The following is a 17586-nucleotide window of genomic DNA, read 5'->3' as shown; positions in this document are numbered from 1 at the left end:
ACGCGTGCTCCTTCACGGACGACGGGGCCCGCTGCAACGCGCCCTCACACCCCGCGGCTGGAATGCGCCCCCGCACTCCCGCGCCCCGAAGACCGCACCCCGTCACCGGAAACCCCTGTCACCGGACATCCCCGCGTCCCGAAGACCGCACCCGTGACCGGAAACCCCCGCCACCGGAACCCCGCCACCGGAAACCCCCGCCTCGGCCCGGCCGCCCGCCTCGAACCGTGCGAGGGCACGGGGAAGCCGGAACCGGGAACCGGAAAGCGGGAACGAGCGAACCGGGAACCTGGCGACGGCACCGGAAACCGGGCGCGCGCACCGGGACCGGAAACCGAGCGCACCGGAAACCGGGCGTGCGCACCGGGGCCGGGAACCGGGCGAGCGTGTCGGCCACTACCGCCTGGGCGCAGACGAGTTCACGACGTGGCCTCGTCGCACAGGGCGTGGTCGGTCAGAGTCTCCACCGCGCGGTTCACCTTGTCCTGGTCGATCAGCGCCGTGGTGGTGGTGATCGCGACGGTCACCGCGCGGCGGCCGTCGGCGGAGACGGCGGGGCGGCCGTAGACGCCGAGGCCGTCCCCCTCGTGCATGTAGTACGTGCCGCCGCAGCTCAGGGGGAGGACGCGCAGCCCGAGACCGTAGCCGCCCTGGGTGCCGGCGGGCGGGACGGGCAGGTCGTCGTACGGGACCGTGGTCCGCATCTCGGCCCACTGGGCGGGCGGCAGCAGCTTGCCGGTGGCGAGGGCGCGGAAGAAGGTGTCGAGGTCGGCGGGGGTGCTGACGACGCCGGAGTCGGCGGTGTGCTGGAAGCTCTGGTCGGTGAGGTCGAGGGGCTTCCCGTCGGGGCCGGTGATGGTGACGCGCTCGTGCGGGCCGACGAGATAGGGGTCGGCGTCCGGGATGTAGGTGTGGTCCAGGCCGAGCGGGGCGATCACGCGGTGCTCCACCAGTTCCTGCCAGCTCTGGCCGCCGCTCGCCTTCTCGGCGATCATCGCGGCGAGCAGGTAGTTGGTGTTGGAGTACGCCCAGCGGCCGCCGCCGGGCGTGAAGAGCGGCGGGTGGCCCATCGCGATGGCGACGAGCTGGGCGGGTGGGGTGTCGTCGAAACGGTTCTCGTCGAAGTGGTTGATCATCCGGTCCTGGATGTCCGGGTCGTCGACGTAGTCGTAGAGGCCGCTGGTCTGCTGGAGCAGGTCGCGCACGGTGATGCGGCGGCCGTCGTTGCCGTGGCCGCTGACGAGGCCGGGCAGCCAGTGGTCGACCGTGTCGTCGAGGGACAACCGGTGTTCGGCGACGAGTTGGAGCACCACGACCGCGGTGAACGTCTTGGTGGTGCTGGCCGTCCTGAACTCCGGGTCCCACGGCACGGGCGCCGTCGAGCCGAGGCCGGCCGTGCCGTACCGGGCCCGCAGTGGGGCTTGGCCCTGGCGGTCCAGCCGGGCCACCACGTTGATGTCGCCGCCGCCGGCCGCGCGCACCGCCGCGAGGTCCTCGCGCAGGTCCGCCGCGGAGTAGCCCCCGCCGCGGGAGCCGCCGCCCGTGGAGGCCGCGGCGTTCGCGCCCGCCGGCGCCGCGGCCAGGGTCGACGCCGCCAGCGCCACCACCCACGCCGCCACGACCGTCCGTTTTCCCGCCGTCCTGACCCGCATCGCACTTCCCGTCACCCGGTTCACCCGCGTCTTCGCGGCCACCCCCTGAGTCAACCGGCCGGGGAGCCGGCGGGCGATGCGGCTGCCACCCGGGGGCGGGGTGGGGAGAGCCCCCGGGGGGCGGGGACGCGGGTGCGGGTGCGGGTGGGGAGGCCGGCCGGGCCCGCGGCTTCCAACGCCCCGGCGCGCTCCCTCCGCCGAGGGCTCCCTCCGCCGAGGGCTCCCTCCGCCGAGGGCTCCCTCCGCCGAGGGCTCCCTCCGTCAGGAGCACCGTCCGCCAGAAGCACCCTCCGCCAGAAGCACCCCCCGCCAGAAGCACCCCCTCCGTCGGAGGCCCCCTCCGCCAGAAGTACCTCCCGAAAGGCCCCGCCAGGGAACACCCCCCTACGCCGCGTCCCCCACCCACTGCGCCCACGGCATGTTCCAGCCGTTGAGGCCGTTGTCCGGGGCGACCGTGTGGTCGGGAGAGTTCTTGACGATGACGACGTCGCCGATGAGGGAGTCGCGGTAGAACCAGGCGGCGTCCTGGTCGGGGTCGCCGCCGCCCCTGACGTCGGCCAGGCCGACGCAGCCGTGGCTGACGTTGGTGTGGCCGAAGACGCCGGCGCCGGCCCAGTAGTTGCCGTGGATGAACGTGCCGGAGTCCGACAGCCGCATGGCGTGCGGGACGTCGGGGATGTCGTACTGCCCGGCATAGCCGACGGTCGCGCCGTCCATCCGGGTCGTCAGCAGCTTCTGCTCGATCACCATCTGCCCGTTCCAGGTGGTCCTGCCGGGCGCGCCCGCGGTGATCGGCAGCGTTCTGACGACCTTGCCGTTCCGCACGACCTTCATGGTGTCGCTGCGCGCGTCGACGGTGGAGACCTGGCTGCGGCCGATGGTGAAGTGGAACGTCTCGTCCTGCGTGCCGTACGCGTTCGCGCCGCCCCGCAGGCCGTCCAGCGCGACCTGGACGGTCACGGTGGAGCCGGGCACCCAGTACCGCTCGGGGCGGAAGTCGACGCGCCGGTCGCCGAACCAGTGGCCGACGACCTGCTGACCGCTGGTGGAGGTCACCCGGATACCGGCGGCGACGGTCGCGCGGTCGGTGATCGCCTTGTCGAAGGTGAACGACACCGGCATGCCGACGCCCACCGTGGTACCCGCGGCGGGTACCTCGGTGCCGGTGAACCGGTCGTCCTGCGCCAGCGTGGTGAAGGCGGCCGACCTGTCGACCGTGCGACCGCCGTCGGTCGCCTCGGCGGTGAGGCGGTACGCGGTGCCGGGGCTCAGGTCGGCGGCCGGCTGCCAGGACCGCCCGCCGTCGGAGAGCGCGCCGGCCACGTGCGGGCCACCGTCGGCCCTGGTGAGCGTGACGTGCGTCAACGTTCCGCCGCTGACGGTCACCCGTCCGCCCCGGTCGACGGACACGTTGCGCTGCCCGTCCGCCGCGCCGAGCGTGATGTGGGCTTCCGCGGCGGCGGGCTTGGCGGACGCCGGCGCCTTGCCGTCCGTCCTCACCCCGGTCGGGGCCCCGCCCGCGTCGCAGGCGGTCAGGGTCATGCTTGCCGCGAGCAGGGTGGCCGCGCACAGCAGGGTTTTGGTGGCGTTCATCGGATCTCCGGCCGGGGTGGGTGGCGTGCTGGTGGGGTGGGTGGTGACTGGTGGAGTGCGGAGCGATGGAGGGGTGAGGTCGTGGCCCCGACGGGTTCAACGGACCGGTGTGGTCCGGAGAACCGGCTCGACGAGGCGGGATCGGTGCGCCGGGGCGACTCAACGGGCCGGCCGGTGACGGGAGTTGTGCGAGAAGGAGCTCGCCGGCCGGGGAGGGCGTTCAGCGGGCGAGGGACGCCGCGTCGCCCATGACGACGACGGGGTGGTCCGCCGGGTCGAGGGTGCGCAGCAGGTCCTTCATGTGGGCGCGGGAGATGCTCACGCACCCGTGGGTCGGGCCGCCGTGGTCGACGTGGAACCAGATGCCGCCGCCGCGCGAGGCGCCCATCGGCCGGGTCCAGTCCAGCGGTGACGTGCCCGGCTTGCGGTTGTAGTTGATGGCGACGACGTAGTCGAACGCGGTCGCCAGCGATTCGCCGTTGAATCCGGTGCCGCTCTCGGCGAAGGCGCTGGCCGACTGGTCGTACGGCAGTTTCGTGCCCGGGTCGGGCAGCCGCCCGCCGGCGTCGGTGAGGCCGAACACGCCGATCGGCGAGCGCAGGTCGTCCTGCGTGTGGTGCGCGCTCCAGCCGTGCAGCGCGTTGTGCGCCTGCCACGTCGCGCCGGCCTTCCAGCCGGCGGCGGTGCGCTGGTAGAGCACGACGGCGGCCGTCGGCGAGTTGCGGCCGTCGCCGGTCACCTCGACGACCTGGCTCGCGTCGGCCGGCACCTCGGCCAGCGTCCGCGGACCCACCCCCGGCAGCCGCGCGGGCAGGCTCAGGGCGGCCGCCCGCGCGGACGGCGTCGCGGCCGGGGCGTCATGGCTGACGGCCGCCGTCCGCTGGGCCGCCGACGAAGCGGTGACGGCACCGCAACCGCTGACGGCCCCCACGGAGGCGGCGGTGAGTACGGCGGCGAACAGACAGGTGCGAGCACGCATCGGGAACACCTTTCGGCGGCGCGCGCGAAGACCGCGCGGCCTGATTCGGCAGGGAAACGGACGGGTCGCCGACCGGAAGTCGGAAGTGCGGAGTTACGAGGTGACGTTGGAAGTGGAGCCACGAAGCGGAGTCGGAGGTGCGGGGTGGTGAGGCAGGCGGAGCCACGAGGCGGAGTCGGAGGTGCGGGGTGGTGAGGCAGGTGGAGTCGCGAGGCGGAGTCGGAGGTGCGGGGTGGTGAGGCAGGTGGAGTCGCGAGGCGGAGTCGCAGGTGCGGGGTGGTGAGGCAGGCGGACTCGCGAGGCGTGCGGGGTCGCCGAGCCCCGGTGTGGCAGAGGCGGAGCCGGGTGGCGTGACGCGATAGGCCGTCAACAGCCGTGCGGAGAGGGCAAGTTGAGGGACAGCCGAGCGGCAGCAGCCCCATCCCCCGACAGCAGCGGCTGCCTCCGGGGACCGGCACCGGCGCCTCCCCGGCAGCGCTGCCACCGGGCCCGGACACCGGCGCCTCCCCGACACCGGTGCCGCCGAGCCCCCGAAACCGTGGCCTGCGCCGACAGCGATGCCTCCGAGCCCCCGACACCGGCGCCTTCGCCGGCACCGGCGCGTCCGAGCACCGCCCCCGACGCCCCCGCGCCCCCGCCGGACACTCCTCCCCGGAGCGATCCCCCCGCGGAGCGATCCCCCCGGAGCGGTCATCCCCGCGGAGCGATCCCCCCGCGGAGCGATCAGCGCGGCGCCGGAGTGATCAGTCCGTCGCCGGTTTGCTGAAGAACACCGCGGAGTCCAGGACGCTCTTCGCCAGGTCGAGTTGTGCCTGTGAGGTCCCCCGCATGCAGACATACGCGACCGGGCCCATCGCGTGGCCGATGCCGCCGATGGCCTCCATCTCCCGGGTCCCGCCGATGATGGCGCAGTCCTTGTCGGGCCGGGGGGAACGCGGGGGCTTGAAGAAGAACCCGCCTTCGAACGGCTTGTGCGCGACGGTGACGCGGTCCTTGGGGACCCCCGCCAGGAAGGCGAACGCCATGCCGTTGGCCGGGAGTCCCTTCACCGGCAGGCAGGCGAACGCGCCCACCGCCGGGTCGGGGCACGATTTCGGCGGGCCGAGCGTGCCGTCCGTGGCGTAGCCGACGGCGAACCCGTTGCCGGGGACCATCTCGGCCTGCCAGTGCCGGGGCAGCACCACCCCGATGTCCGTGCCGCCGAAGGGCAGCAGCAGCCATCCCCCGGGACCGGCCGCCGCCGCGCCGACCGGTGAGTCGCCGACCGTGGGGATGGCGGCGAGCGGCGGTACGCCGGCCGGGAGCGCGGTGTCGTCGCGGGCCGGCCCGCGGGCCAACGGGCCGGCCAGGGCCAGGATCGCGGCCACGCAGGTCACGGCCCCGACCATGGCGGCCCGGCGACGCCTGCGGCGGACCACCCGGCGGTGGACCTGGCGCATCCGGTCGGCCGGAGCGGACAGTCGCGGCACGCCCGCCTCCAGCAACCGCCGCAGCGCGAACTCTCCGAGGTCCGTCTCGGCGTCGTCGCCGCGCTCGTCACGGCTGTCGTCACGGCCGTCGCCGCCGTCACCGGCTGTCACAGGGTTCCCCCTCGTCCGCGAGCGCCGCCGTCAGCCGTCCGCGCATCGTGCGGAGCGCCTTGGCCGACTGGCTCTTGACGGTGCCGGGGCGGCAGTTGAGCACGCCGGCGGTCTCCTCGACGCTGAGGTCCTCGAAGTACCGGAGCACCACCACCGCGCGCTGGCGTGGCGGGAGCAGCCGTATCGCCGCGGCGAGGGAGTGCTCCAGATCGACCGCCGCGAAGACGTCGGTGCCCGTCACGTCCGGCAGGTCGTCGTGCGGGACCTCGCCCTGCCAGCGCCGCTGCCGCCACGAGGCGTACGTGTTGACCAGCGCCTTGCGTACGTAGGCGTCCGGATTGCCGTCCGAGACCCGGCGCCACTTGGGCCAGACCCGGGCCAGGACCGTCTGCAACAGGTCCTCCGCCAGGTGCTCGTCGCCCGTCAGCAGCCAGGCCACGCGCAGCAGCCGAGGCCCCCGGGCCGCGACGAACTCCTCGAAGTCGCCCTCCCGCCTCATCGCCGCCACGCCTTTGCCATCGCACCTCTGTCCACGACGTGTTCTTCACATCATCGATAACAAGGTGGACTTCCGAGCAGGTTGTCCTACGAGACCCAGATCACACCGCAACGCCGGAGTCGTGCGCCGCAGCGAGGCGGGCCCGGGCCGTGCGCCGCCGCGAGGTGAGGGCGCCGGAGCGGAGGCGTCCCCCGCGGCGCCGAAGGTACGGAAGGTGCCGGTGGCGCCGATTCAGTGCTTCGGTCGATGAGTGCGTTCGGATTCTTCTATTGGACGGATGTGCCGGTCGCCGGAAAGGGTGGTGACACGGTGGTGACGCACGGACCGCCGGTCGTTACGGATGAGGAGTCGACGTGGAGTATCGGGCGTTGGGGCGCAGTGGGTGCGCGGTGTCGGCGCTGGCGCTGGGGACGATGACCTTCGGCGCGGAGACCGACGAGGAGGGCGCGTTCGCCCAGCTGGACCGGTTCGTCGCGGCGGGCGGCACGCTCGTCGACACCGCCGACGTCTACACCGCCGGCGCGTCCGAGGAGATCGTCGGCCGCTGGCTGGCGGCACGGCCCGCCGAGGTCCGCGACCAGGTGGTGCTGGCGACCAAGGGCCGCTTCCCCACCGCCGGCGGGCCGAACGACGTCGGCCTGTCGCGGCGGCACCTGGACCGGGCGCTGGACGCGTCGCTGCGGCGGCTCGGGGTGGACGGCGTCGACCTGTACCAGGTGCACTCCTGGGACCCGCTGACGCCGGTCGAGGAGACGCTGCGGTTCCTGGACGACGCGGTGCGCAAGGGCAAGGTGCACTACGTGGGCCTGTCGAACTTCACCGGGTGGCAGGTGCAGAAGGCGGTCGACGTGGCCGACTTCCGCGGCTACGCGCGGCCGGTGACGCTCCAGCCGCAGTACAGCCTGCTGGCCCGCGAGATCGAGTGGGAGATCACCCCCGCGTGCGCCTCCGAGGGCCTGGGCCTGCTGCCCTGGAGCCCGCTGGGCGGCGGCTGGCTCACCGGCAAGTACCGCCGCGACGAGCGCCCCACCGGCGCGACCCGGCTGGGCGAGAACCCGGACCGCGGCGTCGAGGCGTACGACCGGCGCTCCCGGCTGGAACGCACCTGGGCGGTCGTCGACGAGGTGAAGGCGGTCGCCGACGGCCGCGGCACGTCCATGGCGCAGGTCGCGCTGGCCTGGTTGCTGTCGCGCCCGATGGTCTCCTCCGTCATCCTCGGCGCCCGCACCCTCGCCCAGCTCGACGACAACCTGGGCGCCGACGGCCTTGTGCTGTCCGCCGCCGAACTGGACCGCCTGGACGCGGCCAGCGACCCCGGCGCCGCCGACTACCCGTACGGCGTCCCCGGCGTCCAGCAGCGCTCCCGCCGCATCGAGGGCGGCCGGTAGGCGCGGGGCGCGGGCCGACGGGGACGGGCGGGCCGACGGAGGCGTATGCCGACGGGGACGGCGGACCCGCGGGCGGGCGGCCGTCCGGTGTCAGCGGCTCTCGCGTTCCTCGCGGGCCCGGCGGCGGGCGGCGGCCCACACCGGGTCGGCCTGTTCCTCCGCGAGGGTGACCTCCGGCCGGCGCTTGAGCGGCCGGGTGCGGCGCTCCGACTCCAGCCGGCGGACGCGGTCGCGGTCCTCGTCGTCCCCGGCGGTCGCCGACGCCGGTACGTACTCGCCGGTCGGCACCGGCTGGCGGGCCTGGGTGGAACGCACCGCGGCCCGGGCGGTGGCGGCCATGTCGCCGGAGACGGCGGTACGGGTGGCGACCGCCCGGTAAGGCGTGCGCGGCCGGCACACCGGGCAGGGCTCGTCGGGGTTGTCCGGCACCCAGCCGTCCTCGCAGCCGCCGCGGCAGCCGGACGGCGAGACCAGCCAGACGGCGACGTCGTCGGGACCGTAGCCCGCCACGTCCTCGTCGCCGGCCCGGCGCAGCGGCCGGTCGGACCACTGCTGCCACCAGCGGCGTTCAATGCGCTCGGTCAGCCGGCGGACCGGGTTGCGCTCCAGTTCGGCGCGGATGACGTAGACCGCGCGGGCCGGCGCGCTGCCGCCGCAGGCGCGCAGCAGCTTCGGCGGCAGCGTGCGGGTGACCTGCCGCTCGCGGTCCGCGGCCCGGCTGTGCAGGCAGCGGTCGCACAGCGACTTCGTCCACGTCGACGGGAACAGCACCCGGGTGCGGTCGCCGCCGGCGCGTGGCGGCGCGGTGACCACCGTCGTGTCGGTGGACCGGAGGGACAACTGGCCGCCGCAGTCCCGGCACCGTCCGGAGCACGCCCGGCACAGCCCGCCCAGCCCGGGGCCGGCGGGCGCGTCGCACCGCGGGCACTCGCTGCGGCACACGTCGCACAGGTGGTCCCCCGGATGCGGTTCGCGCAGCCGCCGGTGCTCCCCCTGGCAGCGGATGCACCGCCGGGTGTCGGTCTCCTCCGGCGCGTTGAGCACCGGGTGGTCCGGGCAGGTCGGGCACCGTACCGTCACGGTCCTCATGGCCGGTCCCCCCGGACGACGACGGGCGTGGCCGCGTGGGTCATGTCGCCCCTTTCGTACGCTCATCGGTTCGGTGTCCCCGTCCATGATGACCCCGCGACCACCCGGACGTGACGACGCCGCCCCGGACGGAGGACGAATCAGGCGGTACGAGCTCGACGTGACCGGGCGGAGTCGGGACCGGAGCCGTGCCGGAGCCAGGGGAACGTCACCTCCGCGTCAGCGACTTCACCCGCGCCACGTCAACGTCACGTGCATCACGGTGCCGCCCGCCACGTCACGCTCACCCCACCGCCGACCAGACCCCACGCACCGCTTCCCCCCCACCCACCACACCGGATACTCCCGAAATCCCGCCCCCCGCCCCCCGCGGCCCGTACCGTACCGGCGGAACGTCCGACCGATCGAACCGGAGGGCACCGCCCATGAGTTACGACGTCGAGGCGGTCCGCCGCCACTTCCCGGCCCTGGCGGACGGCACCGCGCACTTCGACGGGCCCGGTGGCTCGCAGACGCCGCGCGCGGTGGCCGACGCGATCCGCGACACCCTGCTGGCGGGGCTGTCCAACCGGGGCCGTACCACCGCCGCCGAGCGCCGCGCCGACGACACGGTGACCGGCGCCCGCGCGGCGATGGGCGATCTGCTCGGCGCCGACCCGCGCGGCATCGTCTTCGGGCGCAGCATGACGCAGTTGACGTACGACCTGGCGCGGACGCTGGCCAAGGAGTGGGGGCCGGGCGACGAGGTGGTGGTCAGCCGGCTCGACCACGACGCGAACGTGCGGCCCTGGGTGCAGGCGGCCGCGGCGGTCGGCGCGCAGGTGCGGTGGATCGACTTCGACCCGGAGCGCGGTGAACTGACCGCGGCGCACGTGGCCGCCGAACTCGGCCCGCGCACCCGGCTGGTGGCGCTCACCGGCGCGTCCAACCTGATCGGCACCCGGCCGCCGCTGGAGGAGATCGGCCGGCTGGTGCACGACGCCGGCGCGCTGTTCGCCGTCGACGGGGTCCACCTGACCGCGCACGCGGCGGTGGACGTGGCGGCGCTGGGCGCCGACTTCTACACCTGCTCGCCGTACAAGTTCCTCGGCCCGCACTGCGGGGTGCTGGCGAGCCCGCCCGAGACGCTGGAACGGCTGGCGCCGGACAAGCTGCTGCCGTCCACCGACGCGGTGCCGGAGCGGTTCGAACTCGGCACCCTGCCCTACGAGCTGCTGGCCGGCACCACGGCGGCCGTCGACTTCCTGGCCGGCCTGGTGCCCGGCGAGGGCAGCCGGCGCCGGCGGCTGATCACCGCGCTGGAGGCGGTCGGCGAGCACGAGGACGGCCTGCTCCGTCGCGCCGAGGAGGGGCTGGCGGAACTGCCGGGCGTCACCGTGTGGTCGCGGGCCGCCCGGCGCACCCCGACCCTGCTGCTGACCTTCGACGGCCGCGACGCCGCCGACGCCTGCCGCTTCCTGGCCGGCCGCGGTGTCAGCGCCCCGGCCGGGTCCTTCTACGCCCTGGAGCCGTCCCGCCGCCTCGGCCTCGGCGACAGCGGCGGCCTGCGCGCCGGCCTGGCCCCCTACACCAGCGGCGCCGACGTCGTCCGGCTCCTCGACGGCCTCGCCGCCTTCCTGGCCACGCCGGCCGGGTGACGCCGCGCCGGCCCCGGCCGGGGGAAGCCGGCTGACGCCGAGCGGACCTCACCGGCAACCGGCCGTACCGCCGGGGAATCCCGCCGCCGCCGAGCGGCCCCCGGCGGGGGAAGCCCCTCAGCCCGCGCACCGGAGAGGCCCCTCACCCCACGCCGGCCCCGGCCGGGGAATCCCGCCGCCGCCGAGCGGCCCCACCGGGGAAGCACCTCACCCCGCGCCAACCCCGGCCGGGGGAAGCCCCTCAGCCCGCGCACCGGAGAGGCCCCTCACCCCACGCCACCCCCCCCGGGAGGGAACCACCGGGGCCCGTCGCCGCATCCTTCACCGCACAGCCCGCGCCGGACGCCGGGCGCGGGGCGACGGGAGGAGCGGTCATGCTCGACGTGATGGGGACGGCCGGCACGGTGTTCGGCGTGATGGGCACGGTCTTCGCGCTGATCGGTGCCGCGGGCGTCGTCGCCTTCGTGCGCGCGCTGCTGCGGCGGCACCGGGCGCTGCGGTTCGGCGAGACGGCGCGGGCGTACTGCGTGGACACCTACGTCACCCACGACTCCGACGGGCCGTCCCGCCGGCGGGCCGTGCTGTCGTTCACCACGCCCGACGGCCGGGAGCACCGCGTGACGTCGCCGGCCGCCGGCACCGTCGTCACCGGCGACCAGGTCCCGGTGCGGTATCTGCCGGACCGGCCGCAGCACGCGGTGGTCGACACCCCGGCCGGTCCGGCCGCCTGGGCCGGGGCCGTCTTCGTCCTGCTGGTGCTCACCGTCTTCACCGCGTTCGGCGCGCTGTTCGCCGTCAGCGGCTTCGTCGGCGCGTCGATGCTGCCCTGACGCCGGGGGCGGTTTTCGGCCAGCCGCGGTCGTCGTGACAGCGGTGGCGGGACGGTGTGCGGGGACCGGCGGGCATCGGCCACCGGGGCGGCGGTGACCGGACGCACGGCCGGAAAGGGATGCGGGAGCGACGTATGAGGTTAGGGTGAAGGGCCTTCGAGAGCACGTCGTACGAGGAGTTGCCCGGTGCCCGACAGCTTCGTCCACCTGCACAATCACACCGAGTACTCGATGCTGGACGGGGCGCAGAAGCTCAAGCCCATGTTCGCCGAGGTCGAGCGGCAGGGCATGCCCGCGGTCGCCATGAGCGACCACGGCAACATGTTCGGGGCGTACGAGTTCCAGCAGATCGCCAAGGGTGTCGAATCGGTCAAGCCGATCATCGGCATCGAGGCGTACGTCGCGCCCTCCAGCCGGTTCAACCGCAAGCAGGAGTTCTGGGGACCCGGCGGCCAGCGGGCCGTGTCGGACGACGGCGAGGGCGGCAAGGACGTCTCCGGCGGCGGCCGGTACACCCACATGACGATGTGGGCGAGCAGCGCGCAGGGGCTGCGCAACCTGTTCCGGCTCTCCTCGACGGCGTCGTTCGAAGGCCAGTTCCCGTCCGGCAAGCCCCGGATGGACCGGGAGATCATCTCGCAGCACTCCGAGGGGATCATCGCCACCACCGGCTGCCCCTCCGGCGAGATCCAGACCCGGCTGCGGCTCAAGCAGTACGACCTGGCCAAGCAGGCCGCCTCCGACTACCAGGACCTGTTCGGCAAGGAGAACTACTTCCTGGAGCTGATGGACCACGGCCTGGACCTGGAGCGCAACGTCCGCGCCGACCTGTTGCGGCTGGCCAAGGACCTGGACATCCCGCTGCTGGCCACCAACGACGCGCACTACATCACCGAGGACCAGTTCGACGCGCACGACAACCTGCTGTGCATCGGCGTCGGCAAGAACAAGGACGACCCGGCCCGCTTCCGGTTCAACGGCTCGGGCTACTACCTGAAGACCGCCGAGGAGATGCGGCGGATGTTCCGGGAGCTGCCGGAGGCCTGCGACAACACGCTGCTGATCGCCGAGCGCGTCGGGTCCTACGACGAGGTCTTCAACTTCGTCGACCAGATGCCGCAGTTCGACGTGCCCGAGGGCGAGACGCAGGAGTCGTGGCTGCGCAAGGAGATCGCCATCGGCATCGCCTACCGCTACGGCGACAACGCCGGGCCGGAGATCTACGAGCGCATCGAGACCGAGATGAAGGTCATCGGTCCGATGGGCTTCTCGTCCTACTTCCTCGTGGTCGCCGACATCTGCCGGCACGCCCGCGACAACGGCATCCCGGTCGGCCCCGGCCGAGGCTCCGCGGCCGGCTCGCTCGTGGCGTACCTCACCCGCATCACCGAACTCGACCCGATCGAGCACGACCTGCTCTTCGAGCGGTTCCTCAACCCCGAGCGCATCAACCCCCCGGACGTCGACATCGACTTCGACGACCGCCAGCGCGACCAGATGGTGCGCTACGTCACCGACAAGTACGGCGACGCCTACACCGCCCAGGTCAACACGTTCGGCACCATCAAGGCCAAGGCCGCCGTCAAGGACTCCAGCCGCATCCTGGGCTACCCGTTCGCGATGGGCGACCGGATCACCAAGGCCATGCCGCCGGACGTCATGGGCAAGGGCATCCCGCTGACCGGCATCTTCGACCCCAAGCACCCCCGCTACGGCGAGGCGGGCGAGGTCCGGCAGATGTACGACAACGACCCCGACGTCAAGAAGGTCATCGACACCGCCAAGGGCATCGAGGGCCTCACCCGGGGCACCGGCGTGCACGCGGCGGCCGTCATCCTGTCCAAGACCCCGCTGCTCGACCTGATCCCGATGCACATGCGGGCCAAGGACGGCGTCAAGATCACCGGCTTCTCGTACCCCCAGTGCGAGGAGATGGGCCTGGTCAAGATGGACTTCCTGGGTCTGCGGAACCTGGGCATCATGGACCACGCCGTGAAGGTCATCAAGGCCAACCGGGGGATCGAGGTGGACATGCAGAAGATCCCCCTCGACGACCCGGTGACCTTCCAGATGCTGGCCCGCGGCGACACCCTCGGCGTCTTCCAGCTGGACGGCGGGCCGATGCGCGAACTGCTGAAGCTGATGCGCCCCGACAAGTTCGACGACATCTCCGCGGTCTCCGCGCTGTACCGGCCCGGCCCGATGGGCATGAACTCGCACACCAACTACGCGCTGCGCAAGAACGGCCAGCAGGAGATCATCCCGATCCACCCGGAGCTGGACGAACCGCTCCAGGGCATCCTGGGCCCGACGTACGGTCTGATCGTCTACCAGGAGCAGGTGCAGCGCGCCGCGCAGATCCTCGCCGGGTACAGCCTCGGACAGGCCGACCTGCTGCGCCGCGCGATGGGCAAGAAGAAGCCCGAGGTGCTGGCCAAGGAGTTCATCCCGTTCCAGGCCGGCTGCCGCGAGCGCGGCTACTCCGACGAGTCGATCCAGGCGGTGTGGGACGTCCTGGTGCCGTTCGCCGGCTACGCGTTCAACAAGTCGCACTCCGCCGCGTACGGCCTGGTGTCGTACTGGACCGCCTACCTGAAGGCCAACTACCCGGCCGAGTACATGGCCGCGCTGCTGACGTCCGTCGACGACGACAAGGACAAGGCGGCCATCTACCTCGCCGAGGCGCGCCGGATGGGCATCAAGGTGCTCTCGCCGGACGTCAACGAGTCGGTCGCCGACTTCTCCGCCGTCGGCGACGACGTTCGCTTCGGCCTGAAGTCCGTGCGCAACGTGGGCACCAACGTGATCGAGTCGGTCGTGAAGTCCCGCAAGGAGAAGGGCAAGTACAGCACCTTCGGCGACTTCCTCGACAAGGTCGACCTGCCCGCGTGCAACAAGCGGGCGGTGGAGTCGCTGATCAAGGCCGGCGCCTTCGACTCGCTCGGCCACGCCCGGCGCGCGCTGTGCGACATCCACGAGCAGGCGGTGGACGCCATCGTGCCGGTCAAGAAGCAGCAGGCCATAGGGCAGGACGACCTGTTCGGCGCGATGGACGGCGGCCCCGACGAGACCGGCTCCATCGGCCTGGACATCCGGGTCGGCGACCACGAGTGGCCGCGCAAGCAACTGCTGTCCCTGGAACGCGAGATGCTCGGCCTGTACGTCTCCGCGCACCCGCTGGACGGCGCCGAGCACATCCTGGCCCGCAACCGCGACGTCTCCATCCCCGAACTGCTCGGCTCCGGCCGCGCCCAGGGCGACGTCAAGCTGGCCGGCCTGATCACCGGTGTCGAACGCCGGATGACCAAGCAGGGCAACGCGTGGGCCATCGTCCACCTCGCCGACCGCGACGCCAACATCGAGGTCTGCTTCTTCCCCGCGTCCTACCAGCTCGTCGCCCCGCAGCTCATCGAGGACAACGTGGTCACGGTCCGCGGCCGGATCAACGCCCGCGACTCCGGCATCAACATCGCCGGCCAGGAGCTCGCCATCCTCGACACCGCCTCCGCCGAGCACGGCGGCCGCCCGCCGGTGGTCATCGCACTCAAGGCGCACCGCGTCATCCCGCCGGGCGTGGCCGAGCTGAAGCGCATCCTCCAGGCCCATCCCGGCGAGACCCCGATCCGGCTGCGGGTCGAGACGCCCAGCAAGACCACCGTCTTCGAACTGGGCTTCCTCATCAACTCCGAGACGGTCGCCTCCGACATCAAGGGCAGCTTCGGGCCGGCCGCCTGGCTGGGAGTCGCCTGAGCGCCGGAATACCCCGCTGACCGGCGGGGCGGGTGCGGTCTACCATGACGGCACGCCGGACGAAGGAAAGGCGAAAGCTGTGACGACCGAACCGGAGTGCCCGCAGGAGACGGGGACCGCGACGGACCCGGGACGCGGAACGGGCACGCTGGCGCAGAAGATCGACGCGCTGTTCCGGGTCGTACGCCGCCCGAGCCACGAGCCGTTCAGCCATGAGGAGGTCGCCAAGACCTGCCGTGACGCGACCGGGGAGAGTTTCTCGGCGACCTACCTGTGGCAGTTGCGCACCGGGCGGCGGGACAATCCGACCAAGCGGCACCTGGAGGCGCTCGCCGCGTTCTTCCAGGTGCCGGTGGCGTACTTCTTCGAGGACGACCGCGGCGCGGCGATCGCCCAGGAACTCGAACTGCTGGGCGCGCTGCGGGACGCGGGCGTGCGCAGCATGGCTCTGCGTGCGGTGAACCTCTCCCCGGAGGGCGTGGGCACGATCAGCGACATGATCGACGTCATCGCCCGCCGGGAACGCGGGGAGCACCGCGACCCGGGACCGATCGGCTGACCGGCCGTCCCGGTCATCGGCCCGGCCGGCGCCGGGCGGAAAGGTGCGGCGGGTGAGGCGGGAGCGATCCGGCCGGGAGCTGGAACGGCGCTGCCGGAAACTGGTGGACGGGCTGGAACTGCCGCGCCCGTTCGACGCCGCGGCGTTCATCGCCCGGCTGGCCCGCGCCCGCGGTCGCCCGATCGAACTCATCGCGGTGCCGGCCCGCCCCGACGCGCCGTGCGGGCTGCTGATCACCACCGCCCGTGCCGACTATGTGATGTACGCCGCCGACACCACCCCGCTGCACCAGCAGCACATCCTGCTGCACGAGGCGGCGCACCTGGTCTGCGGCCACCACGACCGGGCGGTGGCCGGCGGGGACGCGGCCGCCGTCCTGCTGCCCAACCTGCCCGCCTCCCTGGTCAAGGCGGTGCTCGGCCGCACGGTCTACACCGAACCGCAGGAGCGGGAGGCCGAGTTGGTCGCCTCGCTGCTGCGCTGCCGGGCCGAACGGGACGCCGCGGTGCCGCCGCCGCAGCCGCGGACCCGGTTGCAGTCGCTGTTCGACGCCCCCCGGGACGGGCGGCGTGGGTGACGCGGTGGCCTGCACCGCCGTCATGCTGCTGGCGGTCTTCGGCGTCACCCGGCTGATCCGCTTCCGCGGCGGCGCGGACCCGGCGCAACGGTACGTGGGCGGCTTCTCGCTGTGCCTGGCCGCCTCGCTGCTGCTGCTGGCGCCCGGCGTGCTCACCGCCGCCGACCGGCTGACCGGCCGCCCGGTGCTGCTGGTGCTCGTCGGCGACACGCTGACGCTGGCCGCGTCCAACCTCATCGTGCTGCTCGCCGTCTCCCTGCCCGCCCCGCCCGCCCGGCCGGCCCGCCACGCGCTTACCGCGGTGGCCGTGCAGCTGCTGTCGATCGCGCTGTTCGCCGCCGCCGACCCCGGCATGCGCGACGCCTCGCTCACGGTGGCCGGCGCCGGCCGGCAACTGCTGGCGGCGCACGACGCGCTCTTCGCCGGCTACGGGCTGTACGGGCTCGCGCTGCTGGCCCGCGAGCTGAACCGCGGTGCGCGCTCGGCGCCGCCCGGACCGCTGCGGACCGGGCTGCGGATCACCACCTGCGCGGCGTTCACCGGCATGCTGTGGGCCGGCTGGACCGCCGACGACGTGGTGAACGTGCTGTCGTCCGGGGTGCAGTTCGGCGGCGACGACGTGATCTCCAACACGCTGGCCGCCGTCACCGCGCTGCTGACGGTGAGCGGCACGACCGTCATGCGGTGGTCCGGCCCCCTCGGCGCGCCGGCCCGCTGGCTGCGCGCGTACCGCAGGCACCGGGCGCTGGAACCGCTGTGGGCCGCGCTGCACGCGGTGATGCCGGAGATCGCGCTGGCGCCCGCCGACCCCGGCGCCTTCGGCTGCGGGGCGCGGGGGGCCGAGTTCGCCCTCTACCGGCGCATCATCGAGATCCGGGACGGCGCGCTGGCGCTGCGTCCGTGGTCCGACCCGCGGGTGGCCGACTGGGCGGCGGCCGACGGTGCCGCCGTCGCGGACGCCGCGGTACTGGAGGCGGCCGGGATAGCGGCGGCCCTGGAACACCGCGCCGCGGGCCGCGCCGGCCCCGGCCCCGGCCGCGGACCCGCCGTGCCGTACGCGTCCTGCCCGATGCCGGGCACGGTCGACGCCGAGGCGCTGTGGCTGCTGCGCGTCACCGCCGCGTTCACCGGCTCCCCGGCCGTCGCGGCGGTACGCGGCCGGGCCCGCACCGGGGAGGGATGAGGGGCGGGGGTCAGGGGGCGTCTGCGGGGGGCGCGGGACTGCTGGCGGAGGCGCGGGGCACCGGCGGAGGCGTTGGACCGCTCGGCGGCGACGCAGGACGTCGGCGGAGGCGCGGGGCCGCCCGTGATGGCGGTCACGCGGAAGTGACGGCACGACTGAGCGCCGGACGACGGTGCGGCCGCCGGGGCGGCGTTCGTCCGGAGGGGTGACGTCCCGCCCGACGGGGGCACCGCCGGGAAGCGGAGGCCGTCGGGCGTGGTGACCGCTGGG

General features: G+C 73.7%; 13 protein-coding genes. 7 read left to right on the top strand and 6 right to left on the bottom strand.

The features are described 5' to 3' along the window. Positions 1-419 precede the first annotated feature (419 nt). From POF43_RS09375 to POF43_RS09355, 5 genes are all read right to left on the bottom strand, one after another. Positions 420-1694: a serine hydrolase domain-containing protein gene (locus tag POF43_RS09375; RefSeq protein WP_282704499.1), complete on the bottom strand. Its 1275-nt coding sequence runs from the start codon at positions 1692-1694 to the stop codon at positions 420-422. A 342-nt stretch (positions 1695-2036) separates the two neighbouring features. Next, positions 2037-3245, bottom strand: a complete 1209-nt coding sequence (locus tag POF43_RS09370; protein WP_271325596.1) for a L,D-transpeptidase — start codon at positions 3243-3245, stop codon at positions 2037-2039. 220 nt (positions 3246-3465) lie between these two features. Beyond that, positions 3466-4224 (bottom strand): L,D-transpeptidase family protein, encoded by a 759-nt coding sequence (locus POF43_RS09365; protein WP_271318246.1) that lies wholly within the window; start codon positions 4222-4224, stop codon positions 3466-3468. 743 nt (positions 4225-4967) lie between these two features. Continuing rightward, positions 4968-5804 carry a hypothetical protein gene (locus tag POF43_RS09360; protein ID WP_271325265.1) on the bottom strand — a complete coding sequence of 279 codons (837 nt, stop codon included), beginning with the start codon at positions 5802-5804 and terminating at the stop codon, positions 4968-4970. Beyond that, a complete protein-coding gene (locus POF43_RS09355) occupies positions 5791-6303 on the bottom strand; it encodes a SigE family RNA polymerase sigma factor (RefSeq protein ID WP_271317593.1) in 513 nt (170 codons plus the stop codon). The genes POF43_RS09360 and POF43_RS09355 overlap by 14 nt, the downstream gene beginning before the upstream one ends. A 353-nt stretch (positions 6304-6656) precedes the next feature. Here POF43_RS09355 and POF43_RS09350 point away from each other — a divergent pair, with 353 nt between their 5' ends. Continuing rightward, the gene (locus POF43_RS09350; protein ID WP_271325266.1) at positions 6657-7691 is read left to right on the top strand and encodes an aldo/keto reductase; all 1035 of its coding nucleotides are present in this window, start codon (positions 6657-6659) and stop codon (positions 7689-7691) included. Positions 7692-7781: 90 nt separating this feature from the next. On the opposite strand, the gene POF43_RS09345 is transcribed toward POF43_RS09350, so the two are convergent. Continuing rightward, a complete protein-coding gene (locus POF43_RS09345; RefSeq protein WP_271317595.1) occupies positions 7782-8780 on the bottom strand; it encodes a hypothetical protein in 999 nt (332 codons plus the stop codon). 425 nt (positions 8781-9205) lie between these two features. On the opposite strand from POF43_RS09345, the gene POF43_RS09340 reads away from it, so the two are divergent. The 6 genes from POF43_RS09340 (at position 9206) to POF43_RS09315 (ending at position 17316) form a co-directional block, all read left to right on the top strand. Next, positions 9206-10417 carry a cysteine desulfurase-like protein gene (locus POF43_RS09340; RefSeq protein ID WP_271324574.1) on the top strand — a complete coding sequence of 404 codons (1212 nt, stop codon included), beginning with the start codon at positions 9206-9208 and terminating at the stop codon, positions 10415-10417. A gap of 374 nt (positions 10418-10791) precedes the next feature. Then, positions 10792-11247 (top strand): DUF3592 domain-containing protein, encoded by a 456-nt coding sequence (locus POF43_RS09335; protein ID WP_271317112.1) that lies wholly within the window; start codon positions 10792-10794, stop codon positions 11245-11247. Between the two features lie 186 nt (positions 11248-11433). Further along, positions 11434-14997 (top strand): DNA polymerase III subunit alpha, encoded by a 3564-nt coding sequence (gene dnaE / locus POF43_RS09330; RefSeq protein WP_271317111.1) that lies wholly within the window; start codon positions 11434-11436, stop codon positions 14995-14997. Positions 14998-15076: 79 nt separating this feature from the next. After that, positions 15077-15556, top strand: a complete 480-nt coding sequence (locus POF43_RS09325) for a helix-turn-helix domain-containing protein (RefSeq protein ID WP_271317110.1) — start codon at positions 15077-15079, stop codon at positions 15554-15556. A gap of 52 nt (positions 15557-15608) precedes the next feature. Next, positions 15609-16133, top strand: coding sequence for a ParH-like protein (locus POF43_RS09320; protein ID WP_271317109.1), 525 nt, complete (start codon positions 15609-15611; stop codon positions 16131-16133). Further along, entirely contained in the window at positions 16126-17316 is a 1191-nt protein-coding gene (locus POF43_RS09315; protein ID WP_282704498.1) for an MAB_1171c family putative transporter, read from the top strand. Before POF43_RS09320 ends, POF43_RS09315 begins: the two co-directional genes overlap by 8 nt. The last annotated feature ends 270 nt before the right edge of the window (positions 17317-17586 follow it).

The organism is Streptantibioticus silvisoli (assembly GCF_027947535.2).
Taxonomy (GTDB): domain Bacteria; phylum Actinomycetota; class Actinomycetes; order Streptomycetales; family Streptomycetaceae; genus Streptantibioticus_C; species Streptantibioticus_C silvisoli.
The sequence above is the reverse complement of the archived record's forward strand: the minus strand, read 5'-3'. Positions and strand labels throughout refer to the sequence as shown.

What these genes read in the sequence shown, in the direction of transcription:
- POF43_RS09370 (WP_271325596.1), bottom strand. Translation starts at nt 3,245, where the DNA reads ATGAACGCCACCAAAACCCTGCTGTGCGCGGCCACCCTGCTCGCGGCA.
- POF43_RS09365 (WP_271318246.1), bottom strand. Translation starts at nt 4,224, where the DNA reads ATGCGTGCTCGCACCTGTCTGTTCGCCGCCGTACTCACCGCCGCCTCC.
- POF43_RS09355 (WP_271317593.1), bottom strand. Translation starts at nt 6,303, where the DNA reads ATGAGGCGGGAGGGCGACTTCGAGGAGTTCGTCGCGGCCCGGGGGCCT.
- POF43_RS09345 (WP_271317595.1), bottom strand. Translation starts at nt 8,780, where the DNA reads ATGAGGACCGTGACGGTACGGTGCCCGACCTGCCCGGACCACCCGGTG.
- POF43_RS09340 (WP_271324574.1), top strand. Translation starts at nt 9,206, where the DNA reads ATGAGTTACGACGTCGAGGCGGTCCGCCGCCACTTCCCGGCCCTGGCG.
- POF43_RS09335 (WP_271317112.1), top strand. Translation starts at nt 10,792, where the DNA reads ATGCTCGACGTGATGGGGACGGCCGGCACGGTGTTCGGCGTGATGGGC.